This is a genomic window from Janthinobacterium sp. 78, from assembly GCF_003096775.1.
GTDB classification, from domain to species: domain Bacteria; phylum Pseudomonadota; class Gammaproteobacteria; order Burkholderiales; family Burkholderiaceae_D; genus Janthinobacterium; species Janthinobacterium tructae.
In genome coordinates, this window is record NZ_QENT01000001.1 from 4,856,229 (window position 1) to 4,881,812 (window position 25,584).

At 61.1% G+C, this 25,584-nt stretch carries 23 protein-coding genes and 1 pseudogene; 16 read left to right on the plus strand and 8 right to left on the minus strand.

Translation table 11 applies throughout. The features are described 5' to 3' along the window. Positions 1-14: 14 nt before the first annotated feature. From C8C92_RS21420 to C8C92_RS21430, 3 genes are all read left to right on the plus strand, one after another. A complete protein-coding gene (locus tag C8C92_RS21420; protein ID WP_116746074.1) occupies positions 15-737 on the plus strand; it encodes a response regulator in 723 nt (240 codons plus the stop codon). Next, positions 734-2,227 carry a sensor histidine kinase gene (locus C8C92_RS21425; protein ID WP_243420318.1) on the plus strand — a complete coding sequence of 498 codons (1,494 nt, stop codon included), beginning with the start codon at positions 734-736 and terminating at the stop codon, positions 2,225-2,227. The genes C8C92_RS21420 and C8C92_RS21425 overlap by 4 nt, the downstream gene beginning before the upstream one ends. A gap of 167 nt (positions 2,228-2,394) precedes the next feature. Further along, the gene (locus C8C92_RS21430; protein ID WP_116745182.1) at positions 2,395-2,958 is read left to right on the plus strand and encodes an outer membrane beta-barrel protein; all 564 of its coding nucleotides are present in this window, start codon (positions 2,395-2,397) and stop codon (positions 2,956-2,958) included. 97 nt (positions 2,959-3,055) lie between these two features. On the opposite strand, the pseudogene C8C92_RS21435 reads toward C8C92_RS21430, so the two are convergent. Then, positions 3,056-3,971, minus strand: a pseudogene (locus C8C92_RS21435) (IS3 family transposase). A gap of 131 nt (positions 3,972-4,102) precedes the next feature. On the opposite strand from C8C92_RS21435, the gene C8C92_RS21440 reads away from it, so the two are divergent. Continuing rightward, complete coding sequence (locus C8C92_RS21440) at positions 4,103-4,456, plus strand: ribonuclease E inhibitor RraB (protein WP_099762881.1); 354 nt, start codon at positions 4,103-4,105, stop codon at positions 4,454-4,456. 156 nt (positions 4,457-4,612) lie between these two features. On the opposite strand, the gene C8C92_RS21445 is transcribed toward C8C92_RS21440, so the two are convergent. Both C8C92_RS21445 and C8C92_RS21450 read right to left on the minus strand, forming a co-directional pair. After that, positions 4,613-5,935: a homoserine dehydrogenase gene (locus C8C92_RS21445; protein ID WP_099762880.1), complete on the minus strand. Its 1,323-nt coding sequence runs from the start codon at positions 5,933-5,935 to the stop codon at positions 4,613-4,615. A 74-nt stretch (positions 5,936-6,009) separates the two neighbouring features. Beyond that, positions 6,010-7,239, minus strand: coding sequence for a pyridoxal phosphate-dependent aminotransferase (locus C8C92_RS21450; protein WP_099762879.1), 1,230 nt, complete (start codon positions 7,237-7,239; stop codon positions 6,010-6,012). A 420-nt stretch (positions 7,240-7,659) separates the two neighbouring features. Here C8C92_RS21450 and C8C92_RS21460 point away from each other — a divergent pair, with 420 nt between their 5' ends. The 10 genes from C8C92_RS21460 to C8C92_RS21505 all read left to right on the plus strand — a co-directional run bounded on the left by C8C92_RS21460 (position 7,660) and on the right by C8C92_RS21505 (position 18,511). After that, entirely contained in the window at positions 7,660-8,052 is a 393-nt protein-coding gene (locus C8C92_RS21460; RefSeq protein WP_099762877.1) for an Mth938-like domain-containing protein, read from the plus strand. Next, positions 8,049-9,722 (plus strand): glycosyltransferase family 39 protein, encoded by a 1,674-nt coding sequence (locus C8C92_RS21465; RefSeq protein ID WP_116745183.1) that lies wholly within the window; start codon positions 8,049-8,051, stop codon positions 9,720-9,722. The genes C8C92_RS21460 and C8C92_RS21465 overlap by 4 nt, the downstream gene beginning before the upstream one ends. Positions 9,723-9,927: 205 nt before the next feature. Further along, positions 9,928-11,064, plus strand: a complete 1,137-nt coding sequence (locus C8C92_RS21470) for a DegT/DnrJ/EryC1/StrS aminotransferase family protein (protein WP_116745184.1) — start codon at positions 9,928-9,930, stop codon at positions 11,062-11,064. 11 nt (positions 11,065-11,075) lie between these two features. Continuing rightward, positions 11,076-12,071, plus strand: a complete 996-nt coding sequence (locus C8C92_RS21475) for a glycosyltransferase (protein ID WP_099764475.1) — start codon at positions 11,076-11,078, stop codon at positions 12,069-12,071. Beyond that, positions 12,071-12,988 (plus strand): formyltransferase, encoded by a 918-nt coding sequence (locus C8C92_RS21480; RefSeq protein WP_099762874.1) that lies wholly within the window; start codon positions 12,071-12,073, stop codon positions 12,986-12,988. The genes C8C92_RS21475 and C8C92_RS21480 overlap by 1 nt, the downstream gene beginning before the upstream one ends. 21 nt (positions 12,989-13,009) lie before the next feature. Beyond that, positions 13,010-14,062, plus strand: a complete 1,053-nt coding sequence (locus tag C8C92_RS21485) for a bifunctional UDP-4-keto-pentose/UDP-xylose synthase (RefSeq protein ID WP_099762873.1) — start codon at positions 13,010-13,012, stop codon at positions 14,060-14,062. Then, complete coding sequence (locus C8C92_RS21490; RefSeq protein WP_116745185.1) at positions 14,062-15,021, plus strand: polysaccharide deacetylase family protein; 960 nt, start codon at positions 14,062-14,064, stop codon at positions 15,019-15,021. The genes C8C92_RS21485 and C8C92_RS21490 overlap by 1 nt, the downstream gene beginning before the upstream one ends. A gap of 75 nt (positions 15,022-15,096) precedes the next feature. After that, on the plus strand, positions 15,097-15,567 hold the full coding sequence (locus C8C92_RS21495) for a peroxiredoxin (RefSeq protein ID WP_165829515.1): 471 nt from the start codon (positions 15,097-15,099) through the stop codon (positions 15,565-15,567). A gap of 300 nt (positions 15,568-15,867) precedes the next feature. Beyond that, positions 15,868-17,688, plus strand: coding sequence for a PhoH family protein (locus C8C92_RS21500; RefSeq protein ID WP_099762871.1), 1,821 nt, complete (start codon positions 15,868-15,870; stop codon positions 17,686-17,688). Positions 17,689-17,836: 148 nt separating this feature from the next. After that, positions 17,837-18,511: a site-2 protease family protein gene (locus tag C8C92_RS21505; protein ID WP_116745186.1), complete on the plus strand. Its 675-nt coding sequence runs from the start codon at positions 17,837-17,839 to the stop codon at positions 18,509-18,511. A gap of 24 nt (positions 18,512-18,535) precedes the next feature. Here the strand turns inward: C8C92_RS21505 and C8C92_RS21510 are convergent, their stop codons facing one another. Together C8C92_RS21510 and C8C92_RS27330 are read right to left on the minus strand one after the other, a co-directional pair. Then, positions 18,536-19,903, minus strand: a complete 1,368-nt coding sequence (locus C8C92_RS21510; RefSeq protein ID WP_116745187.1) for an NAD-dependent succinate-semialdehyde dehydrogenase — start codon at positions 19,901-19,903, stop codon at positions 18,536-18,538. A gap of 156 nt (positions 19,904-20,059) precedes the next feature. Further along, complete coding sequence (locus tag C8C92_RS27330; protein WP_133250811.1) at positions 20,060-20,260, minus strand: hypothetical protein; 201 nt, start codon at positions 20,258-20,260, stop codon at positions 20,060-20,062. A gap of 330 nt (positions 20,261-20,590) precedes the next feature. Between C8C92_RS27330 and C8C92_RS21515 the strand changes: the two genes are divergently transcribed. Together C8C92_RS21515 and C8C92_RS21520 are read left to right on the plus strand one after the other, a co-directional pair. Beyond that, positions 20,591-21,532: a bestrophin family protein gene (locus C8C92_RS21515; protein ID WP_099762868.1), complete on the plus strand. Its 942-nt coding sequence runs from the start codon at positions 20,591-20,593 to the stop codon at positions 21,530-21,532. Positions 21,533-21,614: 82 nt separating this feature from the next. Continuing rightward, entirely contained in the window at positions 21,615-21,815 is a 201-nt protein-coding gene (locus C8C92_RS21520) for a heavy-metal-associated domain-containing protein (RefSeq protein ID WP_099762867.1), read from the plus strand. A gap of 128 nt (positions 21,816-21,943) precedes the next feature. Here C8C92_RS21520 and cueR read toward each other — a convergent pair whose 3' ends face one another. The 3 genes from cueR to C8C92_RS21535 all read right to left on the minus strand — a co-directional run bounded on the left by cueR (position 21,944) and on the right by C8C92_RS21535 (position 25,581). Beyond that, the gene (gene cueR, locus C8C92_RS21525) at positions 21,944-22,363 is read right to left on the minus strand and encodes a Cu(I)-responsive transcriptional regulator (protein ID WP_099762866.1); all 420 of its coding nucleotides are present in this window, start codon (positions 22,361-22,363) and stop codon (positions 21,944-21,946) included. Next, complete coding sequence (locus C8C92_RS21530) at positions 22,360-24,771, minus strand: heavy metal translocating P-type ATPase (protein WP_116745188.1); 2,412 nt, start codon at positions 24,769-24,771, stop codon at positions 22,360-22,362. Before C8C92_RS21530 ends, cueR begins: the two co-directional genes overlap by 4 nt. Positions 24,772-24,843: 72 nt before the next feature. Next, on the minus strand, positions 24,844-25,581 hold the full coding sequence (locus C8C92_RS21535) for a FecR family protein (protein ID WP_116745189.1): 738 nt from the start codon (positions 25,579-25,581) through the stop codon (positions 24,844-24,846). Between the last annotated feature and the right edge of the window lie 3 nt (positions 25,582-25,584).

The following is a 25,584-nucleotide window of genomic DNA, read 5'->3' on the forward strand; positions in this document are numbered from 1 at the left end:
GAATGGCGGAGACCATGCGCATATTATTAGTGGAAGACCATCTGGAGCTGTCGCACTGGCTGGCAAAAGCCCTGCGCGACGCGCACCTGACGGTGGAGACCGCCCACAACGGCGCCGATGCCGACGCCCTGCTGCACACGCAGGAATACTCGCTGGTGCTGCTCGACCTGACCCTGCCGAAGATGGACGGCCTGGACGTGCTGCGCCGCCTGCGCGCGCGCGGCGGCACGCGCGGCAAGACTCCCGTCATGATACTCACGGCGCGCGGCGGCCTCGATGACAAGGTACAAGGCCTGAACTTGGGCGCCGACGACTACCTGGCCAAGCCGTTCGAGCTGGCCGAACTGGAAGCGCGCGTGAAAGCCCTGCTGCGCCGCAGCCAGGGCAACGAGGCGCTGGTGCACAGCTGCGGCGCGCTCAGTTTCGACACCGTCACGCGCATGTTCAGCTATGCCGGCGCCCCTTTTCCCCTGACCCCGCGCGAACACGCGGTGCTCGAGGCGCTGATCACGCGCTCGGGGCGCGCCGTGTCGAAGGAAAAGCTGTTCGACGAAGTCTTCGCGCTGGCCGACGACGTCAACCTGGACGCCATCGAACTGTACATCCACAGGGTACGTAAAAAACTTGAAAACGGCGTGGAAGCCGGTTCGCCCGACGGCGCCATCATCACCACCCTGCGCGGCATCGGCTACCTGCTGCAGCCGCGCAGCGCCATGGCGCCGGCTACGCCAAAATGACCGTGCGCGCCCCACGCCTGCCCCTGTTCGAGCGCCTGCGCCAGCGCTGGGCGCAGGGCCGGCCATTGGGCAGCCTGCGCAACCAGTTGCTGCGCTGGCTGCTCATCCCGCTGGTGATGCTGGTGCTGCTCGACGCTTTTTTTGTCTACCGCAATGCACTCGACGCGGCCGACATGGCCTACGACCGCTCCTTGCTGGCGTCGACGCGGGCGCTGGCCGAAAGAGTCTCCATCGTCGGCGGCAAGGTGGTGGCCGAAGTACCTTACGTGGCGCTCGACAGCTTCGAGACCGACACCCTGGGCCGCATCTATTACAAGGTCACGGGCATCAACGGCGAACTGGTCTCGGGCTATGGCGACTTGCCGCCCGTGCCGAAAAACGTGCCCCGCTCGCAGAACTACCCGGCCCTGGTGCGCTTCTACCACGCCGACTATCACGGCAAGCCGATCCGCATCGCCGCCCTGCTGCAACCCGTGTATGACGACTCGATGCGCGGCATCGCCCTGATCCAGGTGGCGGAAACGCTCGACGCGCGGCGCGGCCTGTCGAACCAGATCCTGTTCGACACCCTGAGCTGGCAGGCGGCGATGATACTGGTGATGGGCGCGCTCGTCTGGTTTGCCGTGCGCCTGGTGCTGCGGCCGCTGATGCGCCTGAAAACGGAAGTCGAGACACGCACCCTGTCCGACCTGTCCGACGTCGATCCCGCGCTGGTGCACAAGGAAATGCGCCCGCTGGTGAGCGCCATGAACGGCTCCATGTCGCGCCTGCAGCAACTGATCGCCAGCCAGCGCCGTTTCATCGCCGACGCCTCGCACCAGCTGCGCACGCCGTTGACGGTGCTGAAAACCCAGGCCGAACTGGCCATGCGCGAATGCGACCGCCAGGCCGGCACGCCGTCCGACATGGCCGCCCTGCGCGACATCGTGCGCTCGATCGCCGCCACCACCGATTCGACCGTGCTGCTGGCTAACCGCCTGCTGACCCTGGCGCGCATCGAGCATGGCGGCGACAGCCTGGCCATGGATACCGTCGCGCTGCGCGACGTGGCGCAGCAGGTAGGGCTGGAAATGGCCATGGCCGCCGTCGGCAAGCATATCGATTTATCGCTGGAAGCGCCCGACGACGCGCCCGTGCATGGCCAGGCCTTGCTGCTGCACGAACTGCTGGCCAACCTGGTCGACAATGCCCTGCGCTACACACCGCACGGCGGCAGCGTGATCCTGCGCGTGCACGCGGCACAAGCGGGGTGCGGCGCGGTACTGGAAGTGGAGGACAGCGGCGCCGGCATCGCGCCCGCGGAACGCGAACGCGTGCTGACGCCGTTCTACCGGGTCGGTGCGGCACTCGAGAGCAACCCTGGCGGCGCGGGGCTGGGCCTGGCCATCGTGCGCGACATCGCTGCCCTGCATGGGGCACGGCTGGAACTGGCCACGGCGGCGAATGGGCATGGATTGAAGGTCGGCGTGTATTTCAGCGGCGCCCCATGAGAGCCGGCGCAGATATGCATTGCATATTACGTGTTACCAAAAAACAATAAATATTTTATTTGTAATATTTTTAAATAATTGCCTTACATAAACATATTCATCCCTATACAATTCGGCTCCCATTAAGCGGTGAGGTCGTCTCTCCGTATTAATTACCTAGGATCAATATGAAAAAGCAATTGCTTGCAGCAGTCGTCGGCGCCGCCCTGGCATTCCCATTGTTCGCGCAAGCCCAAGGCGTGTATGTTGGCGGCAACGTCGGCCGTTCAGAGCTGAAAGTATCTGCTGATCAAGAAGGCTCGCGCAAGAAGAGCGACACCGGCTACAAAGTCTATGCTGGCTACGACTTCACGCAGAACTTCGGCGCGGAAACCGGCTACGTTGCCTTGGGCAAGATCAAGGACAGCTTTGAAGACGCGCGATCGGAAATCAAAAGCCATGCATTCTACGTCGCCGCCACCGGTACCCTGCCGGTGAACGAACAGTTCTCGCTGTTCGCCAAGGCTGGCGTTTCGCAAAACCGCACCAAAGTCTCCTATAGCGAATTGAATTTCAGCGAGAGCGAGTCACACAATAAAACCTCCGCCCTGTTTGGCATCGGCGCCGCCTACCACTTCGATAAGAAACTGTCGCTGGTTGCGGAATATGAAAACTTCGGCACGGTCGCCAGCGAAGATGGCAGCAAACTGAAAGCGGACATGTTCTCGATCGGCCTGCGCTACAAGTTCTAAATCACGTTCGAGTGAATCATAATCAAGCCGTGATTAACGGCTGATAAGAAAACCGGCTTTGCTGAACTGACCCCAGATAGTTGGACGGTTTAGTTGACTAGGTTGCCCAGGGCTGAGTTCTGTATTGCACGGGACTCAGCCCTGGTAGCTTGAGCTTGATGCGGTCGTGATTATAGTAGTGGATGTACTTTTTGATGCCGCGTTGTAGTTCATCGACGCTGCCGAACTTGTTCAGATAGAAGAACTCTGTCTTGAGCACAGCGAAGAAGCTTTCCATGACCTTCTCGCCCAATTGTCTGATGGCCAAAGTGATGCGCCGGTAGCCATACCACCCCTTGTGGCGAGCATAGATGGCAGCGATCTGCTTCTTCAGTCCTGCATATTTGTCGCATGCCTGGGCCGCTTTCTGCTGATAGTAGAAGGTACTGCGTGGCATGCCAGCGAGCTCAAGCAATGCGCTCAACGGGAAATACTGCCTTCGCTCAGTGACTACCTGCGTTTTTTGCGCATTGTCGTACTCTGCCGCTTCTGCGCTTGAGCTAAGGCTTCTAACTTTTTTAGGTAAGCTACCTCCATGCGCAATTGGTTTACCTCAGCGACCAATTCGTCGTGGGTACATTCTGCGGAATCCGGAAGGGATTCGGACGGCTCTGTAGGTGGTAGTAAGGGCATTTCACGTTTGCGTGGAATCAGGGCTTCCAGAGCACCGCTATGATAGCAGCGCTCCCAATGACTGATGATGCCGCGATTGCGGATATTGAATACCGCGGCGACCTGCCAGCAAGACAAATCAGCGGCCCACATATGCTGCAACACAGAGAGCTTGGACTCTGCACTGTAATGGCTGAATTTTTTACCAGACCGTCAATGCCATGCGCTGCATGCAATTTAATCCACAATCTCACAGTTGAATGATGAAGATTGTGCTTGTCGGCAATCTGTTTATACCCCACAGAACCGGACAAATATTGCTGGATAATGCTGAGCTTAAATTGCTCACCGTACTTCGACATGAAAAACCCCAAAAGTTGGTGTCCAACTTTTGGGGTTCAGTTCATTGCAGCCGGTTTTTTATGGGTGAATAGCATGCGGGCGGCATGGGTGCTAAGATCGCGCCCTGAGATTTTAATGAAGGCCAACTGCCATGATGACCAAAGAAGACGTAACCGAACTGTTTGCCAATATCGCCGAGAACGCGCCGTGGGACCTGTCCCAGCCGCTGCTGTGGGGCTATTACTTCACCAACCCCACGTCCGAACCGCTGGAGCAGGCCGCCACCTTGCTGGCGCTGCAAGGCTACCGCCCGGTGGAACTGTACCAGCCCGAACTGGACGACCCGGCCGCCGCCCCCGTGTGGGTGCTGCACGTGGAAAAGGCCGAAGTACACAGCGTCGACAGCCTGCACGCGCGCAATGGCGAATTGATGGCGTTTGCCCAGGAAAACCAGTTGGCCAGCTATGACGGCATGGACGTGGGTCCGGTCGGTACCGCAGCGTAGGTCGGATTAGGTCCGAAGGACCGTAATCCGACAGCACCATCGGCCACGCCAACAATGTTGTCGGATTACGTGCGGCCTTGCCGCACTAATCCGACCTACATCACAAACGCAAAACGGCGCCCGCGGGCGCCGTTTTGCGTGGCTCGCTGACAACGCTCAGCTGAGGTTTTCCAGGCGGATCTTGGTGACCGTGCCCACCACGCTATTCAACGCTTCCATCTTTTCGATGGCGGCCGTGACGTTCTTTTCCTGCGTCTGGTGCGTCAGCATGATGATGTCCGTATGCGTCTCGCCCTCGGCCGGCTCTTTTTGCAGCATCGCATCGATCGAGATGCCGCGCTCGGCCAGGATGCGCGTCAGGTCGGCCAGCACGCCCGGCTGGTCGGCCACGTGCATGCGCAGGTAGTAGCTGGTGGTGATTTCCGACATCGGTAGGATGGCGATATCGGTCATCGCGTTCGGCTGGAACGCCAGGTGCGGCACGCGGTGTTCCGGATCGGCCGTGGCCAGGCGCGTGATGTCGACCAGGTCGGCGATCACCGACGAGGCGGTCGGCTCGGCGCCCGCGCCGCGGCCCGAGTACAGGCTGGCGCCGACGGCGTCGCCGTGCACCAGCACCGCATTCATGGCGCCTTCCACATTGGCGATCAGGCGCTTGGCCGGGATCAGGGTCGGATGCACGCGCAGCTCGATGCCTTCCACGCCATTCACGGTGGCGCGCTTGGTGATACCGAGCAGCTTGATGCGGTAGCCCAGTTGCTCTGCGTAGCGGATGTCGACGGCATTGAGGTTGCTGATGCCTTCCACGTAAGCCTTGTCGAACTGCACCGGGATGCCGAAGGCGATGGCCGACATGATGGTGGCCTTGTGCGCGGCGTCGACGCCTTCGATGTCGAAGGTGGGATCGGCTTCCGCGTAGCCGAGTTCCTGCGCCTGTTTCAGCACCGTGGCGAAATCGAGGCCCTTGTCGCGCATTTCGGACAGGATGAAATTGGTGGTGCCGTTGATGATGCCGGCGATCCATTCGATGCGGTTGGCCGTCAAGCCTTCGCGCAGCGCTTTGATGATGGGGATGCCGCCGGCGACGGCCGCTTCGAAGGCCACCATCACGCCCTTGTCCTGGGCGGCGGCAAAGATTTCGTTGCCATGCACGGCCAGCAGGGCCTTGTTGGCCGTCACCACGTGCTTGCCGTTGGCAATCGCTTGCAGCACCAGGGTTTTCGACAGGTCGTAGCCGCCGATCAGTTCGACGACGATGTCGATCTCGGGATCGTTGACGATGAGCATCGGGTCATTGACGACCTTGCAGGCGCCGGCGACCAGCGCTTCGGCGCGCGCCACGTCGCGCACGGCGACGGCGACGACCTCAATGCCGCGGCCCGCGCGGCGCTTGATTTCTTCCTGGTTGCGTTTCAGGACGCTGAACGTGCCGTAACCGACATTGCCCAGGCCCAGCAGGCCGATCTTGATGGATTTCATAGTTGTGTTTGACTGCTCATAAGTGGCGCCCCCTTTGGGCGGCGCCAGGTTGATCGAGATTGCTGCTGGCTGATTCAGCCCCGGCCGTGACGCTTGCGGTAACCTTCGAGGAAGCGCGCGATGCGCCCCATGGCCTCGGTCAGGTCATCGGAGTTGGGCAGGAAAACGACGCGGAAATGGTCGGGCGCGATCCAGTTGAAGCCCGTGCCCTGCACGATCAGGACCTTCGCTTCGGCCAGTAATTCATAGGCAAACTGCTGGTCGTCGGCGATCGGGTAGATCTCCGGGTCCAGGCGCGGGAACATGTACAGAGCGGCCTTCGGCTTGACACAGGTGACGCCCGGAATATCGGTCAGCAGCTTGTGCGCCAGGTCGCGCTGTTTCAACAGGCGCCCGCCGGGCCCCACCAGGTCTTGTATGCTCTGGTAGCCGCCAAGCGCCGTCTGGATGGCAAACTGCCCCGGCGCATTGGCGCATAGCCGCATCGAGGCCAGCATGTTGAGGCCCTCGATGTAATCTTTTGCATGGCGCTTTTCGCCCGAGACCACCATCCAGCCGGAACGGTAGCCGCAGGAGCGGTAATTCTTCGACAGGCCGTTCATGGTGATGAACAGCACGTCGTCGGCCAGTGAGGCGATCGACACGTGCTCGGCTTCGTCGTACAGCACCTTGTCGTAAATCTCGTCGGCGAAAATGATCAATTGGTGCTGGCGCGCCAGGTCGACGATCTGCTGCAGCACGGAAACCGGATACAGCGCGCCGGTGGGATTGTTCGGGTTGATGACGACGATGGCTTTCGTGTGCGGCGTGATCTTGCGGCGCATGTCCTCGATGTCGGGATACCACTCGTTCTGCTCATCGCACACATAATGCACGGGATTGCCGCCCGACAGGCTGACGGCGGCCGTCCACAGCGGGTAGTCGGGCGCCGGCACCAGCACTTCGTCACCGCTGTTGAGCAAGGCGTTCATCGACATGACGATCAGTTCGGAAGCGCCATTGCCCAGGTAAATGTCATCGATGGTCACACCGGCGATATTCTTGCCCTGCGTGTAATGCATGACGGCCTTGCGCGGCGCGAACATGCCTTTCGAATCCGTATAGCCGGCCGCGTTCTGCAGATTGAGCATCATGTCGCGCACGATTTCATCGGGCGGATCGAAGCCGAATACGGCCAGATTGCCGATATTGAGCTTGGTGATCTTGTGGCCTTCTTCTTCCATTTGCCTGGATTTTTCCAGGACCGGGCCGCGGATGTCGTAGCAGACATCCGCCAATTTATTCGATTTCTGAATCGGTCGCAAAATAAATCCCTGTCGTGATGCGGCGCGGCCGGCCTACGCTTGCAGCATGAAAGCCGCGCCAGAACTGTGAACCCGTGAGACTGCAATGCGAAAACAACCATTCTCGCCGAAAGCAGGCCATTTTATCAAATTAAACATGGCAAATTGCAGCATTTCTCGCCGTTTATGCCACGCTGTCCGGCACGTGCGTGCTTTTCCCAGCGGACGCTCTTCATCTTCTCTTAATCTTCGCCTACTACTATGGCAAGCACTGCCTGCCACTGTTGCGCAAAAAAATTGCCCATAGATTGCAAATTGGAAAGGATGTTGCTTTTCAGTCGCTCTTTCCTGTCATTTATGGCATGCTTACGCCCTTGGCCGCAGCGCGCATCCGAACAGCGCGCGCACCGATCAACCGACACGAACAGCCCCGACATCGCCATGAAACTGCATGCCAGCAGCACCCAACAATACCAAACCGTCACAGGCTACGATGAAAATGGTGTGGAGATCAATGCCCAGCCGTACAACTACAGCCTGATCGTCATGCCGGAAACGCCGCCACGCGCGTGGGAAGTCGACAGTTTCGATGAATTGACCGAGGCGCATTTCGCGCAAATCCTGGCCGACGCGCCCGACGTGGTCATCCTCGGCACGGGCGAGCGCCAGCGTTTCGTGCATCCGAAGCTGACGGCCGCGCTGACCATGCGCCGCATCGGCGTCGAGTGCATGGATAGCCAGGCCGCCTGCCGCACCTACAACATCCTGATGGGCGAAGGCCGCAAAGTCACCCTGGCCCTGATCCTGGCTCCCGGCGCAGGCAGCGCCACATGAAAATCAATGTCAACGAACTGCACAGCTCGCGGCTGCTGATGTGGTCCTTGCTGGGCATCTTCATCGTCGTCACCCTGTATGCGCTGGGCGTGCGTACCCTGGTGCCGCCCGACGAGGGCCGCTACGCCGAGATGGCGCGCGAAATGTTCGTCACGGGCGACTGGATCACCACGCGCCTGAACGGCATCAAATACTTTGAAAAGCCACCGCTGCAAACGTGGATGAATGCACTCAGCTTTGCCGCCTTCGGCCTGGGCGAATGGCAGGCGCGCCTGTGGACGGGCCTGTGCGGCATCATCGGCGTGTGCATGACGGCCTATGCAGGCAAGAAGGTCTTTGGGCCGCGCGTGGGCTTGTATGCCGGCCTGGTGCTGGCGTCGAGCCTGTTCTGGCTCGCTTCCGGCCAGATCAATTCGCTGGACATGGGCCTGTCGGGCATGATGACCATCGTGCTGATGAGCCTCTTGATCGCCCAGCGCGACGAGGCCACCCCCACCGAGCGGCGCAACTGGATGCTGCTGTGCTGGGCAGGCATGGCGCTGGCCGTGCTGGCCAAGGGGCTGATCGGCGTCGTGCTGCCGGGCGCCGTGCTGGTGCTGTATTCGCTGTGTGCGCGCGACTGGCGCATCTGGACCCGCTTGCATCTGGTCAAGGGCTTGCTGGTGTTTTTCGCCATCGCCACGCCATGGTTCGTGCTGGTGGCCCTGCGCAATCCGGAGCAACCGCATTTCTTCTTCATCCACGAGCATTTCCAGCGTTTCCTGATGAAGGGTCACAAGCGCGAAGGCGCCTGGTACTACTTCCTGGTCCTGCTCATTCCAGGCATCCTGCCATGGCTAGGCGTGCTGCCGCAAAGCCTGGCTGCCGCCTTCAAGCGCCAGGAAGGCACCTTCCAGCCCCGTTTGATGGTGCTGATCTGGGCCCTGTTCATCACTTTCTTCTTCAGCTACTCGACCTCGAAGCTGCCCGGCTACATCGTGCCCATCTTCCCCGCGCTGGCGCTGCTGATTGCGCTGTTCCTGGAGTCGGCCTCGCGCCGCCAGCGCATGCTGGCCGCCGGCCTGCTGTGCGTGCTGGGCGCCGCCATCCTGATCGGCGGACCGATAGCCTTCGGCAAGGCCAGCGCACGCGATCCGGCAGAGCTGATCGCGCTGAAAGGCTACCAGCCGTGGCTGATGGCGGCCGGCTTCTTCGCCCTGGCCGGCGGCGCCCTGGCCTTGTTGCATGCGCGCCAGCTGCGCCGCGACATGACCGTGCTGACCATCGCCGGCGCCGGCTTCCTGGCCACGCACTGCATCCTGGCCGGCTCCGAACTGTATGGCCAGAACCGCGCGGGCACCGACATGCTGCCGCAGATCCAGGCCGAGCTGAAGGCCGATACCAAGCTCTATTCGGTCGGCATCTATGAACAGTCGCTGACGTATTATCTGCAGCGGCCCGTGATCCTCGTCGATTACTGGGATGAGTTCACGTTTGGCCTGAAACAGCAGCCGGAACTGTCCATTCCGAGCATCGAGCCTTTCATCACGCAGTGGACGAACGATGCCAACGCCGGCGTGCACGACATGGCCATTATCAGCCTGAACCGTTACAAGGAATTGCAACAACGTGGCGTACCCATGCGTGTCGTTGCCGAAGATGCGCGCCGCATGGTCATTGCCAACAAGTAAATATTTAAAGGGGCGCGAAGCAGCACGGATCGCGCCCCCGGCCAGCCTGCCCCGCCCCCGCATCAGCAGGATTTTTCACCGCTGAACTGGCTGCGCCGCCATACTGACAAGATAAAATAGCCATGCCTGCCAGCGGCCTTTGACCGCATTGGCAGCCTCGGCGACGCCGATACCCTGACAGAATACAGACCCAAGAACCGCGCCCATGACCTCTACCCTGCCCTTTTTGCCTTTTTCCAAACCCACCATCGATGAAGCGACCATCGCCGCCGTCGGCGAGGTGCTGCGCTCGGGCTGGATCACCAGCGGCCCGAAAGTGCAAGCCTTCGAAGCCCAGCTGTCCGAATATTTCGGCGGACGCCCCGTGCGTACCTTCAATTCGGGCACCTGCACCATGGAAATCGCGCTGCGCATCGCCGGCATAGGCCCCGGCGACGAAGTCATCACGACGCCCGTGTCGTGGGTAGCGACGGCCAACGTCATCATCGAAGTGGGCGCCACGCCCGTGTTTGCCGATATCGACCCCGTCACGCGCAATATCGACCTCGACAAACTGGAAGCGGCCATCACGCCACGCACCCGCGCCATCATCCCCGTCTACCTGTCGGGCCTGCCTGTCGACATGGACCGCCTGTACGCGATTGCTGAAAAGTACAATTTAAGAGTCGTGGAAGACGCGGCGCAGGCGTTCGGCTCCACCTGGAAGGGCAAGCGCATCGGCGCGTTTGGCGACTTCGTCTCGTTCAGCTTCCAGGCCAACAAGAACATCACTACGGGCGAAGGCGGCTGCCTCGTCCTGAACAACCTGGAAGAAGCGAAGCTGGCCGAGAAATACCGGCTGCAGGGCGTCACGCGCAGCGGCGTCGACGGCATCGACGTCGACGTGCTGGGCGGCAAATACAACATGAGCGACATCATGGCCGCCATCGGCCTGGGCCAGTTCGCCAATATCGACGCCATCACGGCCCACCGCCGCGCGCTGGCGCGCCACTATTTCGAGCAATTCGGCAGCGACTTCGAAGCGCAGAGCGGCGCCCAGCTGCCGGTACAGGATTTTAAAAACAGCAACTGGCATTTGTTCCAGATCATCCTGCCCGACAATGGCCCCGGCACGCGCGCCGCGTTCATGCAGCAAATGGCGCAGCAAAACGTGGGAACGGGCTATCATTACGCACCGATCCACTTGTTTACCATGTACCGCGAACGCGGCTTTACCGAGGGCATGTTCCCCGTCTCGGAAAAGGTCGGCCGCCTGACCGTGACCTTGCCGATGTTTTACGCCATGACGACACAGGACGTGGAACGCGCCGTCGCCACCGTCAAATCCATTCTCATCAAGTGAGCAGCGCGCCGATGAAACCTGAACTGTCCATTATCATTCCGATCTACAACGAACAGGATGGCCTGGCCAGCCTGTTCGCCCGCCTGTATCCGGCACTCGATGCCCTGCAGACGAGCTACGAGATCATCTTTATCAACGACGGTAGCCGCGACAATTCGGTGGCCATCCTGGCGGAACAATTCCGCCAGCGCCCCGACGTCACGCGCGTAGTCTTGTTCAACGGCAATTATGGTCAGCACATGGCCATCCTGGCCGGTTTTGAAGCGTCGCGCGGCCAGATCATGGTCACGCTCGACGCCGACCTGCAAAACCCGCCCGAAGAAATCGGCAACCTGGTGGCGAAGATGCGCGAAGGCTACGATTACGTGGGCTCGATCCGGCGCAAGCGGCAAGATTCCGCCTGGCGCACCCTGGCCTCGAAGATGATGAATCGTCTGCGTGAAAAGATCACGAATATCAAAATTACCGATCAGGGCAACATGCTGCGCGCGTATGGCCGCAACGTGATCGATCTGGTCAACCAGTGCGCCGAAGTCAACACCTTCGTGCCCGCCCTGGCTTACACGTTTGCCCGTAAGCCCACGGAAATTACCGTCGAGCACGAGGAACGCTCGGCCGGCGAGTCGAAGTACTCGCTGTACAGCCTGATCCGCCTCAACTTCGACCTGGTCACGGGCTTTTCGCTGATACCCCTGCAAATCTTTTCCATGCTGGGCATGCTGCTGTCCTTCAGTTCGGCCGTGCTGGTGATCTATCTGCTGGCGCGCCGCTTCCTGTTCGGCGCCGAGGCGCAGGGTGTGTTCACCCTGTTCGCCATTGCCTTCTTCCTGATGGGCGTGATCCTGTTCGGCATCGGCCTGGTGGGCGAATACGTGGGACGCATCTTCCAGCAGGTACGTGCCCGTCCCCGCTACGTGGTGCAGACCATCTTGCAGGATGGCATGGTCCAGGCGGAAGCCGAGGCGCCATCGTATGTGCGCCTGGAAAAGCGCCAGGTGGGCCGCTGATGGGCGCCCCACGCGCCGTCGTCTTCGGCTACCACAATGTGGGCGTGCGCTGCATCAAGGTGCTGCTCGCTGGCGGCGTCGATATCGCCCTCGTCGTCACGCACGAAGACAGCCCCACGGAAAACCTGTGGTTCGAATCCGTCGCCAGCCTGTGCCAGGCCGAAGGCATCCCGTACATCACGCCTCTGGACGCGCGCGCGCCCGAGCTGCTGGCGCAGGTGCAGGCGGCACAGCCGGACATGCTGTTCAGCTTTTACTACCGTCACATGCTGCCGGCCAGCATTCTGGAGGTGGCGCCCGCCTACAATATGCATGGCTCGCTGCTGCCGCAGTTCCGCGGCCGCGCGCCCGTCAACTGGGCCGTGCTGCATGGCGCCACGCAGACGGGCGCTACCCTGCATGAAATGACGGTCAAGCCCGACGCCGGCGCCATCGTGGCGCAAACGGCCGTGCCCATCCTGCCCGACGACACGGCCTTCGAAGTGTTCGGCAAAGTCACGGTGGCGGCGGAGCAAACCCTGTGGCGTGTGCTGCCGGCCTTGCTGGACGGTACGGCGCCGCGCCAGTTCAACGATTTGCGCCAGGGCGGCTATTTTGGCGGGCGCAAGCCGGAAGACGGCCGCATCGACTGGAAGTTACCTGCGCAACAGGTATACAACCTGCACCGGGCCGTCGCCCCGCCCTATCCCGGCGCGTTCACCGAAGTCAACAATATCATTTACACCATCGAAACCGCCCGTTTGAGCAAGCGTGCCGCAGGAAGTTTGCCAGCGGGCTTGGCGGTAGTGGATAATTGCATCTTTGGCGTCTGCGGAGACGGCCGCATGCTGGCCATTTCCGCCCTGAGGGCTGCCGGGGAGCCGATTTCGGCTCAGCAATTGCAAGCCAGTCTGACCGCCCGCGTCAGCACACACTGATATCACTCAAGAGAATCTCACATGAAAAAAGTCCTCATCTTAGGCGTCAACGGCTTCATCGGCCACCACCTGTCCAAGCGCATCCTGGAAACCACCGACTGGCATGTCTACGGCATGGACATGAACACGGACCGCATCACGGAATTGCTGGAAGATGACAACTACAAGTCGCGCATGCACTTCTTCGAAGGCGACATCACGATCAACAAGGAATGGGTCGAGTACCACGTCAAGAAATGCGACGTGATCCTGCCGCTGGTGGCCATCGCCACGCCGTCGACCTACGTCAAGCAGCCGCTGCGCGTGTTCGAACTGGACTTCGAAGCCAACCTGCCTATCGTCCGTTCGGCTGCCAAGTACGGCAAGCACCTGGTGTTCCCGTCGACCTCGGAAGTGTATGGCATGTGCCACGACGAAGAATTCGATCCGGAAAACTCGGAACTGATCTGCGGCCCGATCAACAAGCCGCGCTGGATCTATTCGAACGCCAAGCAACTGATGGACCGCGTGATCTGGGGCTACGGCATGGAAGGCTTGAACTTCACCCTGTTCCGCCCCTTCAACTGGATCGGCGCCGGCCTGGACTCGATCCACACGCCAAAAGAAGGTTCTTCGCGCGTGGTGACGCAATTCTTCGGCCACATCGTGCGCGGCGAGAACATCTCGCTGGTCGACGGTGGCGCGCAAAAACGCGCGTTCACCTACATCGATGACGGCATCGATGCGCTGATGCGCATCATCGCCAACAAGAATGGCATCGCCAGCGGCAAGATCTACAACATTGGCAATCCAGTCAACAATTACTCGATCCGCGACCTGGCCGGCATGATGCTGACCCTGGCTGCCGAGTATCCTGAATATGCCGAAGGCGCGAAACACGTGAACATCGTGGAAACCACGTCGGGCGCCTACTACGGTGCCGGCTACCAGGACGTGCAAAACCGCGTGCCGAAAATCACGAATACCTGCGAAGAGCTGGGCTGGGCGCCAAGCACCACCATGGCCGATTCCCTGCGCAATATCTTCGACGCCTACCGCAGCCAGGTAGCCCAAGCCAAAGCCCTGATGGATTAATGTTGAGCAAGCCGTTCCTGACCCTGAAAATCGACGTCGATACCTATCGCGGCACCCGTGAAGGCATGGGCAATCTGGTGCGCATGCTGAGCGCGCACCAGGCCAAGGCCACCTTTCTGTTCTCGCTGGGCCCTGACCACACGGGCTGGGCCCTGCGCCGCGCCTTGAAGCCCGGCTTTTTCAGCAAGGTGTCGCGCACCTCGGTGGTCGAGCACTACGGCTTGAAAACATTGATGTACGGCACCTTGCTGCCGGGACCCGATATCGGCAAGCAATGCGCGGCGCAATTGCGCGCCGTGCGCGATGCCGGTTTCGAGTGCGGCATCCACACCTGGGATCACACCCTGTGGCAAGACAACGTGGCCAAGCGCAACGCCGCCTGGACCATCAACATGATGCGCAAGGCCGCCAACCGCTACGAACAGGTGTTTGGCACCAAGCCGCACACGCACGGCGCGGCCGGCTGGCAAATGAATGTCAGCGCCTTTGTCGAACACGACACGGCCGGCTACCGCTTTGCCTCCGATGGCCGCGCCATGCTCGACGCGCGCGGTGCCATGGCGCAGCCGTCGCAAGGCCCGCACCGCGTACGCAACGGCAACACCATCCTGCAATGCGTGCAACTGCCCACCACCCTGCCCACCCTGGATGAATTGCTGGGCTGCGAAATCGACGGCAAGCTGATCACGACAGGCAATGTTGCCGCACATATATTGTCGCTGACGGCGGACAATCCGCGCGACCACGTGTATACCTTGCATGCGGAACTTGAAGGACAGAAACTCGCCCCCATTTTCGAACAACTGCTGGCTGGCTGGAAAGCCCAGGGCTACCAGTTTGCAGCGATGGGCGATTATTATGAAAAGATAAAAAATGCGGACTTGCCCGTTTGCCCGATCACCTGGGATGAGTTGCCCGGACGTTCGGGACGCCTGATTGTGCAGGGCAAAGCGGCCTGAATGCTGTATTGTTGCACCTGGATGCGTTGCCAGATTAAAAACCAGCGCTGATGATCACCGTTCAGGAGAGAACCTGTGGCTGATAGCCAATCCCTCGTTAGCATACCCGACTTTAGTGCCGCCATGACCAGCGGCAAGACCTTTCAGTTGCTGGGCCGTCCGGCCAAGGCCACGGTACTGTTTTTCTATCCGAAGGACAACACCCCCGGCTGCACCACTGAAAACATCGCCTTCCGTGACGCGCATGCGCAATTTGTTGCCGCCGGCGTGGAAATCTACGGCATCAGCCGTGATTCCCTGCGCTCGCACGAAAGCTTCAAAGCCAAGCTGGAACTGCCCTTCGAGCTCATTTCCGACCCGGACGAAGCCGTTTGCCTGCTGTTTAACGTCATGAAGATGAAACAGATGTATGGCAAGACGGTCCGTGGCGTCGAACGCAGCACGTTTGTGATTGACGCCCAGGGCCGATTGGTGAAAGAATGGAGAGGCGTGAAGGTCGCAACTCACGTGGAAGAAGTGCTGGAATTCGTGGCGCGTCTGAATTGATCATCTGTTCTGATCGCATGCGCGTTGTCAGCCTCCAGCCAGCTTGGTTCGACATTAGCTCAACCGCAGTTCAGTTCACGGTACCTATCGCCATTTTGAGTCAACGAAGCGCCTCCACCCACTCCGCCAGGCGGGCCTGCAGCCCGCCGATGGCGTCCATGACCAGCCATGTTGCCGGCCTTCCGGCAGTCCCTCGTCCTGTAGCATTGTTGTTCCCCCGCATCCACCCCATGAGAAGTGCCGCCAGAAGCTGGCTGCCCATGGGCGATTCATTCCAGAAATTTTTTGATTGAGATCCTGATGCCACTGCCAAAATTACCGAGCAAGCCAGCCACCATCCTGGCCACCCAAGATTACCCAACCGCAGGCGCAGCGCGCCCGGCCACCAAAACCCCGGCAGCCAAGAAAGTGGCTGCACCGATCATTGAAGCGGCGATCGCCGAAGTTGCCAAGCCGGTCCGCAATGCGGCCACGAAGATCAAGCAAGTGGCGGCCCTGATGGTCGCCAAGCCGGCGCCTGCCGTTGCTGCACCTGCGCCGGTTGTGGCCGCGCCGGTCGCCGTTGCCGCGCCTGCGGCGAAAGCCAGGCCGGCGGCAAAAGGCAAGGTCACGCCGATCAAGCCCGTCCAGCAGGTCGAGCAGCCACATCCGGCCAAGCACAAGGCGGTCGAAGTACAGCTCAAGTCGTCCGCCAGCCGCGCCGCCGACCAGCGCGGCATCAGCAAGCTGTTCGTGCTTGACACGAACGTGCTGATGCACGATCCATCGTCGCTGTTCCGCTTCGAGGAACACGATGTGTACCTGCCGATGATGACCCTGGAAGAGCTGGACAACCACAAAAAGGGCATGACGGAAGTGGCGCGCAACGCACGCCAGGTCTCGCGCACGCTCGACGCCCTGATCAGCAACACGGATGACGATGCCATCGAACACGGTATCTTGCTGTCCAAGCTGGGCAACAAGGATGCCAAGGGCCGCTTGTTCTTCCAGACGCGTCTGCAAAGCGCCGACTTGCCGGCTGGCTTGCCAGTGGGCAAGGCCGACAACCAGATCCTGGCCGTCGTGCGCTCGCTGGAATCGGAACAGGAAGGCCGCCCCGTGGTGCTGGTGTCGAAAGACATCAACATGCGCATCAAGGCACGCGCCCTGGGCTTGCCGGCCGAAGATTACTTCAACGACCATGTGCTGGAAGACACGGACTTGCTGTACTCGGGCATCGTGCAATTGCCGGACGACTTCTGGAACAAGCACGGCAAGGACATGGAATCGTGGCAGGAAAGCAAGAACGGCTACAGCTCGACGTTCTACCGCGTGACGGGTCCGTTCATTCCATCGCTGCTGGTCAACCAGTTCATCTACCTGGAACCGAAAAACGGCGAAACGCCGTTCTACGGCCAGGTAAAACAGATCAACGGCAAGACCGCCGTGCTGCAAACCCTGCGCGACTTCAGCCACACGAAGAACAATGTGTGGGGCGTGACGGCGCGCAACCGCGAACAGAATTTCGCGCTGAACTTGCTGATGAATCCGGAATGCGACTTCGTCACCCTGCTGGGCCAGGCCGGTACCGGCAAGACCTTGCTGGCCCTGGCCGCCGGCCTGGCACAAGTGCTGGAAACCAAGCTCTACAATGAAATCATCGTTACCCGCGTGACGGTGCCCGTCGGCGAAGACATCGGTTTCCTGCCAGGTACGGAAGAAGAAAAGATGTCGCCATGGATGGGTGCCTTCGACGACAACCTGGAAGTGCTGAACAAGTCCGACTCCGATGGCGGCGAATGGGGCCGTGCGGCAACGCAAGACCTGATCCGTTCGCGCATCAAGATCAAGTCGCTCAACTTCATGCGCGGCCGCACGTTTGTGAACAAGTTCCTCATCATCGATGAAGCACAGAACTTGACGCCGAAACAGGTCAAGACCCTGGTCACGCGCGCCGGTCCCGGCACGAAGATCCTGTGCCTGGGCAACATCGCGCAGATCGACACACCGTACCTGACGGAAGGCTCGAGCGGCCTGACCTACGTGGTCGACCGCTTCAAGGGCTGGACCCACAGCGGTCACGTCACCCTGGCCCGCGGCGAGCGCTCGCGCCTGGCCGATCACGCCAGCGAAGTGCTGTAACGTGCTGTAACTTAAAGCGGGCGGCGCAAGCTGCCCCAGTCATTCAAAGCCCCGGCTGCAGCGATGCAGGCGGGGCTTTTTCGTGTGCGCGACTTTTTCCTGCGACATGGTCTAATACCGCTCTCTTTCCTCCAGGACACCGTATCCGATGCCTCCCGCCTTCCAGTTGCTGCTTTGCCTCCTCATCTTCATGTTGATCCACATTTCCGTCATGGCGGCCTGCGCCAGGCTGTTCGGCATCACCGTGCGCAGCATCAGCTACGGCGTGGGCCCGACCTTGCTGAGCTGGGGAAACGTGCGCGTCAAACTGCTGCCCCTGGCCGGCAATGTGGTGCTGAAAGATACGCGCGAGGAAACCCTGTATGACGACGACCCCTGCCTTGACGCCTATAACTTCCAGCCGCTGTGGAAGCAATGCGTGTTACCGCTGAGCGGCGTGGTCGTCTTGCTGGCCTTGTCGCTGGGCATCATGGGCGCCTCGGGCTGGGAACGCTTTGTCGCCGCCTTCGGGCAAATCTTCCATGGCGCGCTGGCGCCGCTGTCGACGGCACAGGAACTGCTGGGTGAAGGGGAAACGTTTGCCCGTACGCACGGCTTTGCGCTGGTATTCGCCCTGATCTCATTGAAACTGTGCGCCTTCAACCTGCTGCCGTTCGCCGGCTTGAACGGCGGACAGGCGCTGCTGGCCATCGCACGCGGCGGACGCGCTTTTGTGGCGTGGGAAGAAACGCTGACGAAATGGATGCTGTTGCCGGGGCTGGCGATCTTGCTGGCGTGGGTAGTGGCGTTCGGCTGGTATGGCTGGCAAGCGCTGGGGGCGTGAGGCAGCGCCCCCGAGGTCGCCCGGTCAGCCGACCAGCACCAGCTTGCGGTTGACGAATTCCATGATGCCCAGATCGGACAATTCGCGGCCATAACCCGAATGTTTCACGCCGCCAAATGGCAGGTCCGGCGCCGTGATGGCCGGCGAATTGATGAACACCATGCCCGTGTCGATGCGGCTGGCAAGGCGTTTTCCGCGTGCAACGTCTGCCGTGATGATGGTGCCGCCCAGGCCAAACGGCGAATCGTTGGCCAGGGTAATCGCCGCGTCGTCATCCTTGACGCGGAAGATCATGGCAACGGGGGCAAAGAATTCCTGGTAGTAGACGGGATTGCTTGGCGTCACCTCGGTGAGGATGGTCGGCGCCATGAAGTAGCCGGCGCGCTCGATGCGCTTGCCTCCCAGCAGCACTTTCGCTCCGCCCTCCACGGCTTGGCCGACTTGCTTGACGGCCAAATCCAACGCCGATTTGCTCGACAGCGGCGCCAGGGTGGTGGCGGCATCCATGGGGTCGCCAGCCTGCAGCTTGGCCAGTTCTGCCTGGAAGCGTTCGACGAAGGTATCGGCAATGCTGTCGAGCAGGATAAAGCGTTTCGAGCCGTCGCATACCTGGCCCGCATTCTGGATACGGCCGATGACGGCCAGCTTGACGGCCAGGTCCATGTCGGCGTCGTCCAGTACGATGAAGGCGTCGCTGCCACCCAGTTCCATCGTGGTTTTTTTCAGGGCCTTGCCGGCCGTGGCCGCCACGGAAGCGCCGGCGCGCTCACTGCCCGTCAGCGCCACGCCCTGCACGCGCGGATCGGCGATGGCCGTGGCCACTTGCTCGCTGGAAAAGAATGCATTCGTGTAGGCGCCTGCTGGCGCACCCGCGTCGAGGAACAGTTTTTCAAAGGCGAGTGCGCACTGGGGCACGTTGGACGCGTGTTTCACGACCAAGGTATTGCCCGCCATCAAATTCGGACCCGCGACCCTGGCCAGCTGGTAGTACGGGAAATTCCACGGCTCGACGCAGAAGATCACGCCCAGCGGCGCAATTTCCACGCTGGCCGCGCCGCGCTTGACGTCAAGTTGCTTGGGCGCAAGGAATTGCTCGGCATTATCGGCGTAGTAGTCGAGGATTTGCACGCACAGCGACACTTCCTGCTGCGCTTCCTGGAACAGCTTGCCCATTTCCACGGTGATCAATTTGGCGAAGTGATCGCGTTGTTCTTTCAGTAGCATGGCCGCTTTCTTGACCACTGCCTTGCGCTCGGCAAAGCTGCGCTGGCGCCAGTCGCTCTCGAAGGTGGTGGCGGCCTGGGCCAATATACCGTCCATTTGCGCATCGCTATGCGCAGTGAAGGTCTGCTCGATCTGTTCGCTGTAGGGATTCGTGGTCTGATAGCTCATCTGGTTTCCTTGGTCGTGGCGCCCCGGGATTGCGTGGGGTAGCTGGGCAGTATGCTGGAGGACTGGCAGCGCGACAGTACGCACGCGAACATAACGGTCAATGACAACAGGCACCTTGCGGCGCCTGTGCACGGATGGAAAATCAGCCAGGGAAGGTCAGTTCACGCGTTTGGCCGGCATGTCCTGCCCCTCCTGACGCAGCACCAGTTGTTGCGTCTTGCCATCGGCATCCTTGCTGAAGCGCACTTCCGCATCGACGTCATTCGAGAAGAAAGCCGTCTCGCTCATCGGCAGCATAGCCAGCTTGCGAAAACCCATCACCTGGGCGAAGATGACCGGGTCGCAACAAACATACAAGCTGGTTTCGTAACAGCTATACAACAAGCAAGACGTTGAAACAGCAGCAGGCCGCGCACCGCAAGAAGATCAGGCAACGGCAGGATACGGAGAACTGAAATTCACACAAGTTCCTACAAATGAAATATTCATTCATGAAATGAATAACCGCTATCGTCACTGTGAATTGGCTGGAAACAGGTCTGCGGCCTATACTCAAGCCGTCTCCCCTACATTGTTTCCCATGCACACCCTGCTCAGCCCGCACACACAGCGGGCTTTTTGTTCCCGGCCTTTGCCATTCTGTCTTTTCCCCCTTGCCGATCACCAGCCCCACACCGGGAGCACAGCATGATCGTGCGCGAGCGTCCATCGGCGCTACGGCTGTTCCTGGTGGTGCGCGGCTCCGTCCTGCCGCGCATCCGCACCACCCTCATCGTCAACACCCTGATCGCCACCCTGGTCACCTGGTGCCACGGTACCCTGTTCGACCACAAGATCATCCTCACCACCATCCCGTTTACCCTGATCGGCTTGCCGCTGGCCATCTTCCTGGGCTTTCGCAACACGGCCGCCTACGACCGCTACTGGGAAGCGCGCAAGCTGTGGGGCGAACTGGTATTGCGTAGCCGTAATTTCTCGCGCCAGTGCCAGACCATGATCCGCAGCGATACGCCCGCCCACGCCCGGCTGGGCCTGGACGATGTCCGCGTGCGCATGATCTACCGCACCATCGCTTTTTGCCACGCCCTGCGCCACCAGTTGCGCGACACGCGCGGACCGGACGACTTGCAGCCGCTGCTGCGCCCGGCTGAATGGGAAGCGGCCTGCAAGGCCTCGAACCCGTCCGACTACCTGATGCTGCAGATGGGCCACGACCTGGCCGACTGCGTCCGGCAGGGGCGTATCGACAGCATCCTCACCGCACAGATCGATAACACGGTCTCGGCCATGGTAGCGGCGGGCGCCTCGTGCGAACGCATCCGCAGCACGCCGATTCCCTTCTCGTATTCGCTGCTGCTGCACCGCACAGCTTATCTGTACTGTTTCCTGCTGCCTTTCGGCCTGGTCGATTCGCTGGGTTTCATGACGCCGTTCGTCGTCGCCATCGTCGCCTATACCTTCTTTGGCCTCGATGCCCTGGGCGACGAGATCGAGGAACCGTTCGGCGAAGATGCCAACGATTTACCACTGTCAGCCATGTGCCGCGCCATCGAAATCAGCTTGCGCGAATCCGTGCAGGATGAGAATGTGCCGCCGCCCATGCAAGCTGACGATTTTCTGCTGAATTGATCCACACGCCAGCTTTCCCCTTGACCTTACCATCGGGGGAAGGCTTACAGTGGGAACACTTAATCATTCAAGGAGTGCTTGCATGTATCAGTTACAAGTTGAAAACATGAGCTGCGGCCATTGCGTCGGCTCGGTCACGAAAGCGGTGCAAGGCGTCGATCCTGCCGCACAGGTGCAGATCGACCTGGCCAGCAAGCGCGTCACGGTGGAATCGCCCGCCGAACTGGGTGCCATCAGCGCCGCCATCGTCGAGGCGGGCTACCCCGTCACCAGCGCGCAGTAACAGCAGTGGCATCAACAAGACAGCCGGCCTTCGCGCCGGCTGTTTCCGTTTACCCGTCCAGCTCAGGGTAGTGCCGGAAGATGCCTTCCTGATTGAAGGCAATCCATCCCGACTCCTGTTGATTCAACTCAGTGGCAACATGCTTTCGCTTCCGTGTCGCCAGCCAGCCCCAGGCTTTGCAAGATGGGACAATCGGGCTTGTCGTCGCCATGGCACGATTGCGCCAGGTGAGCCAGGGTATCGCGCATTTCCGTCAGTTCGGCGATGCGCTTGTTGAGCTCGGCGACGTGCGCCAGGGCGATACCTTTCACGTCCGCGCTGGCGCGCTGGTCGTTTTGCCACAGCGACAGCAATTCGCGGATCTGTTCCAGCGAAAACCCCAGCCCCCGCCCGCGCTTGATAAAACGCAAGGCGTGCAAGTCGTTCGGCGTGTAGATGCGGTAACCGGCGTCGCTGCGCGCGCTGGGTTTGAGTAAGGTAATGCTTTCGTAGTAGCGTATCATTTTTGCCGATACGCCCGTTTCACTGGCTGCCTGGCCGATATTCATCCTTGTGACTCCTTGGTATGCGTGCTAGCTGCATGACTGCGGGCTTTCCAGCGGCGCAGCAACAGGGCATTGCTGATCACGCTGACGGAACTGAAGGCCATCGCCGCGCCCGCCACCATGGGGTTGAGCAGGCCGAAGGCGGCCAGCGGAATGCCGATCATATTGTAGATAAATGCCCAAAACAGATTCTGCCGTATCTTGCTGTAAGTGCGGCGCGAGATATCGATGGCGTCCGCCACCAGGGCCGGATCGCCACGCATCAGCGTGATGCCGGCCGCATGCATGGCCACATCCGTGCCGGTCGACATGGCGATGCCCACGTCGGCGGCCGCCAGCGCAGGCGCATCGTTGATGCCGTCGCCCACCATGGCCACCCTGGCGCCCGCGCCTTTCAATGCGCTGATTTTAGCGGTTTTATCGGCCGGCAGCATTTTCGCCGCCACCGTGTCGATGCCCAGCAGCTTGCCGACGGCGTCGGCGCTGCCCTGGTTGTCCCCGGTCAACATCACCGTGCGGATGCCCAGGCTGTGCAGATGGGCAATGGCCGCCTGCGCATTCGGCTTGACCTGGTCGCTGAAGGCGAACAGCCCCAGCAATTGCGTACCCGAGGCCAGCCAGGAAATCGTGTTGCCCGTGTTTTCCAGGGACAAAGCCTGTGCCGCCAGTGGCGTCATGTCCACGTTTAACTCCTGCATCAGGCGCGAGCTGCCCAGTTTCAACTCCAGGCCATCGACCTGGGCCGCCAGGCCGCGCCCCGGCAAGGCCGACAGACCCGTGGCTGGCAAGGGGTCGATGTGGCGCGCACTGGCCGCATCCAGTACGGCGGTGGCAAGGCTGTGCTCGCTACCGCGCTGGATGCTGGCCGCCAGTTGCAGCAGCCGTGCCTCGTCGATGCCATGCGCATGCAGGGCCGCCAAGGCGGGCTTGCCCACCGTCAGGGTGCCCGTCTTGTCGAATACGACGGTATCGACGGCGTGCGCCACTTCCAGCGCTTCCGCATCCTTGATCAGGATGCCGTAACGGGCCGCCACCCCCGTGCCGGCCATGATGGCAGTCGGCGTGGCCAGGCCCAGCGCGCACGGGCAGGCGATGACCAGCACGGCCACGGCATTGATAATGGCATTTTCCAGCTCGCCGGTCGCGAACCACCAGCCCAGCATGGTCAGCAGCGCCAGCACCAGCACCACGGGAACAAAAATCGCGCTGACCTTGTCGACCAGATGCTGGATCGGCGCCTTGGCCGCCTGCGCGTCTTCCACCAGGCGAATGATGCGCGACAGGGTCGTCTCGCCGCCCACGGCTTGCGTGCGTACCAGCAACAAACCATCGGCATTGATGGCGCCGCCCGTGACCTTGTCGCCCGGATGCTTATCGACCGGCAAGCTTTCGCCTGTGATCAGCGACTCGTTGACTTGGCTGGCGCCTTCCACCACCACGCCATCGACAGCCACCCGTTCACCGGGGCGGATGACCACCAGGTCGCCCACTTTCACCTGTTCCACGGGCAAGTCGATCTCGATGCCGTCGCGCCGTACGCGGGCCGATTCCGGACGCAGCACTTGCAGCGCGCGGATGGCCGAGGCCGTCTGGCGCTTGGCGCGGCTTTCCAGCCATTTGCCCAGCAACACCAGGGTGATGACGACGGCTGACGCTTCGAAGTACAGGTGCGGCAAGATCTCGCCCGCCGTCAGCCATTGATAGACGGACAAGCCATATGCGGCACTCGTGCCCAGCGCCACCAGCAAGTCCATATTGCCGCTGCCGGCGCGCGCCGCTTTCCAGCCCGCCTTGTAAAAGCGCGCGCCAAAGTAAAACTGCACGGGCGTGGCCAGCGCGAATTGCAGCCAGCCTGGCAACATCAGATGGATGCCGGCCCATTCCAGCAGCATGGGCAGCATCAATGGGAAGGCCAGCACGGCCGCGAACGCCACTTTCATGCCATCGCGGTTGGGTGCGGCAGCGGGCGCGCCGGCCCGGCTGGCGGCAGGCAGCGTGGCGGCATAGCCGGCCTTGTCGATGGCGGCGATCAGGGTGCCCGCTGCCACACCGCCCGTCACCTTGATGCGCGCGCTTTCCGTGGCCAGGTTGACGCTGGCGGCCAGCACGCCCGGCACTTTCAGCAAGGCTTTTTCCACCCGGCCCACGCACGAGGCGCACGTCATGCCGGCCACCAACAGGTCGATGTCCGTGCTGGCCAGCGCATAGCCGGCCTTGTCCACCGCCGCCTGCAAGGTGGCCAGCGCAACGTTCTGGCTGGACGCCACCCTGGCCGTATCGGTGGCTAGGTTGATGCTGGCGCTGGTCACGCCCGGCACGGCCGCCAGCGCCTTTTCAACGCGGGCCACGCACGAGGCGCAGGTCATGCCTTCGACCGTGAACGATTGCACATAAGGGGAAGCTGGCTGCATGGCGCTGATCCTGTAGATAAGAGGTGATGTCTACAGGATCGGCCCTACCATGATGGGAAGGTCAAGCGGAATTTACCGGACAATGCACTCCGGGCCTTTCGACTCTTCGGACGCAGTGGCTGGCTGACCGAGTGCGCCCAACTTGGACGGCAGCGTAAATTGTGGGCCGGCACTCTTCGGCACCAGCATCGTTGGACTGTTGCCTGTCGGCGTAAAGCCGAACTGGCCGGCGACGATATCGAGCGTGCCGCCTGGATTGCTGACCACGATTTGTCCGGTGGTGACCGACGTGTACAGCCCTGGCGCAAGGGTCGGCCCTGCCGACGGCGCCGTTTTGGGTAGCGACGAGACTGGTGCCGCATAGCCACCGGCGCTGATATATTCGGCAGTAAAATACGTGCCGCGGATGCCGATGGTGGCGACCGGCGTCTTCAGAGAAAACTTTTCCTTGCTGCGCTTGCCAAGCAGGCCCGACAGTGAACGCAAGCCTCCCTTGACCAGGTTGAACGAGGCCTGGTCGCCCTCGGGCTGATCGGCCTGGTAAGCGAACTGCTCGACCACAAAGGTGGTACCAGGCTTCAGGGTGATCTCGCTGTTGTCGATGAATTTCACCAGGGCATAGGTGTTTTTCTCCGTCACCAGCGTATCGCCAGCCTCCACCTCGGACTTGAGCGACAATATCTTGACCTTGCCGTCGGCCTTTTTCGCCATCATCGGCCCGCTCAACTGCGTCACCGTGCCCGCCACCTGGGCGAACGCATGCAGGCTGATGCTCATCAGCACCAGCCACAGCATGGCACCGGCCAGCATCGG

Excerpts from the sequence above, each read along its gene's own strand:
- C8C92_RS21420 (WP_116746074.1), top strand. The coding sequence starts at position 15 with ATGCGCATATTATTAGTGGAAGACCATCTGGAGCTGTCGCACTGGCTG.
- C8C92_RS21425 (WP_243420318.1), top strand. The coding sequence starts at position 734 with ATGACCGTGCGCGCCCCACGCCTGCCCCTGTTCGAGCGCCTGCGCCAG.
- C8C92_RS21430 (WP_116745182.1), top strand. The coding sequence starts at position 2,395 with ATGAAAAAGCAATTGCTTGCAGCAGTCGTCGGCGCCGCCCTGGCATTC.
- C8C92_RS21440 (WP_099762881.1), top strand. The coding sequence starts at position 4,103 with ATGATGACCAAAGAAGACGTAACCGAACTGTTTGCCAATATCGCCGAG.
- C8C92_RS21445 (WP_099762880.1), bottom strand. The coding sequence starts at position 5,935 with ATGAAATCCATCAAGATCGGCCTGCTGGGCCTGGGCAATGTCGGTTAC.
- C8C92_RS21460 (WP_099762877.1), top strand. The coding sequence starts at position 7,660 with ATGAAACTGCATGCCAGCAGCACCCAACAATACCAAACCGTCACAGGC.
- C8C92_RS21465 (WP_116745183.1), top strand. The coding sequence starts at position 8,049 with ATGAAAATCAATGTCAACGAACTGCACAGCTCGCGGCTGCTGATGTGG.
- C8C92_RS21470 (WP_116745184.1), top strand. The coding sequence starts at position 9,928 with ATGACCTCTACCCTGCCCTTTTTGCCTTTTTCCAAACCCACCATCGAT.
- C8C92_RS21475 (WP_099764475.1), top strand. The coding sequence starts at position 11,076 with ATGAAACCTGAACTGTCCATTATCATTCCGATCTACAACGAACAGGAT.
- C8C92_RS21480 (WP_099762874.1), top strand. The coding sequence starts at position 12,071 with ATGGGCGCCCCACGCGCCGTCGTCTTCGGCTACCACAATGTGGGCGTG.
- C8C92_RS21485 (WP_099762873.1), top strand. The coding sequence starts at position 13,010 with ATGAAAAAAGTCCTCATCTTAGGCGTCAACGGCTTCATCGGCCACCAC.
- C8C92_RS21490 (WP_116745185.1), top strand. The coding sequence starts at position 14,062 with ATGTTGAGCAAGCCGTTCCTGACCCTGAAAATCGACGTCGATACCTAT.
- C8C92_RS21500 (WP_099762871.1), top strand. The coding sequence starts at position 15,868 with ATGCCACTGCCAAAATTACCGAGCAAGCCAGCCACCATCCTGGCCACC.
- C8C92_RS21505 (WP_116745186.1), top strand. The coding sequence starts at position 17,837 with ATGCCTCCCGCCTTCCAGTTGCTGCTTTGCCTCCTCATCTTCATGTTG.
- C8C92_RS21510 (WP_116745187.1), bottom strand. The coding sequence starts at position 19,903 with ATGAGCTATCAGACCACGAATCCCTACAGCGAACAGATCGAGCAGACC.
- C8C92_RS21515 (WP_099762868.1), top strand. The coding sequence starts at position 20,591 with ATGATCGTGCGCGAGCGTCCATCGGCGCTACGGCTGTTCCTGGTGGTG.
- C8C92_RS21520 (WP_099762867.1), top strand. The coding sequence starts at position 21,615 with ATGTATCAGTTACAAGTTGAAAACATGAGCTGCGGCCATTGCGTCGGC.
- cueR (WP_099762866.1), bottom strand. The coding sequence starts at position 22,363 with ATGAATATCGGCCAGGCAGCCAGTGAAACGGGCGTATCGGCAAAAATG.
- C8C92_RS21530 (WP_116745188.1), bottom strand. The coding sequence starts at position 24,771 with ATGCAGCCAGCTTCCCCTTATGTGCAATCGTTCACGGTCGAAGGCATG.
- C8C92_RS21535 (WP_116745189.1), bottom strand. The coding sequence starts at position 25,581 with ATGCTGGCCGGTGCCATGCTGTGGCTGGTGCTGATGAGCATCAGCCTG.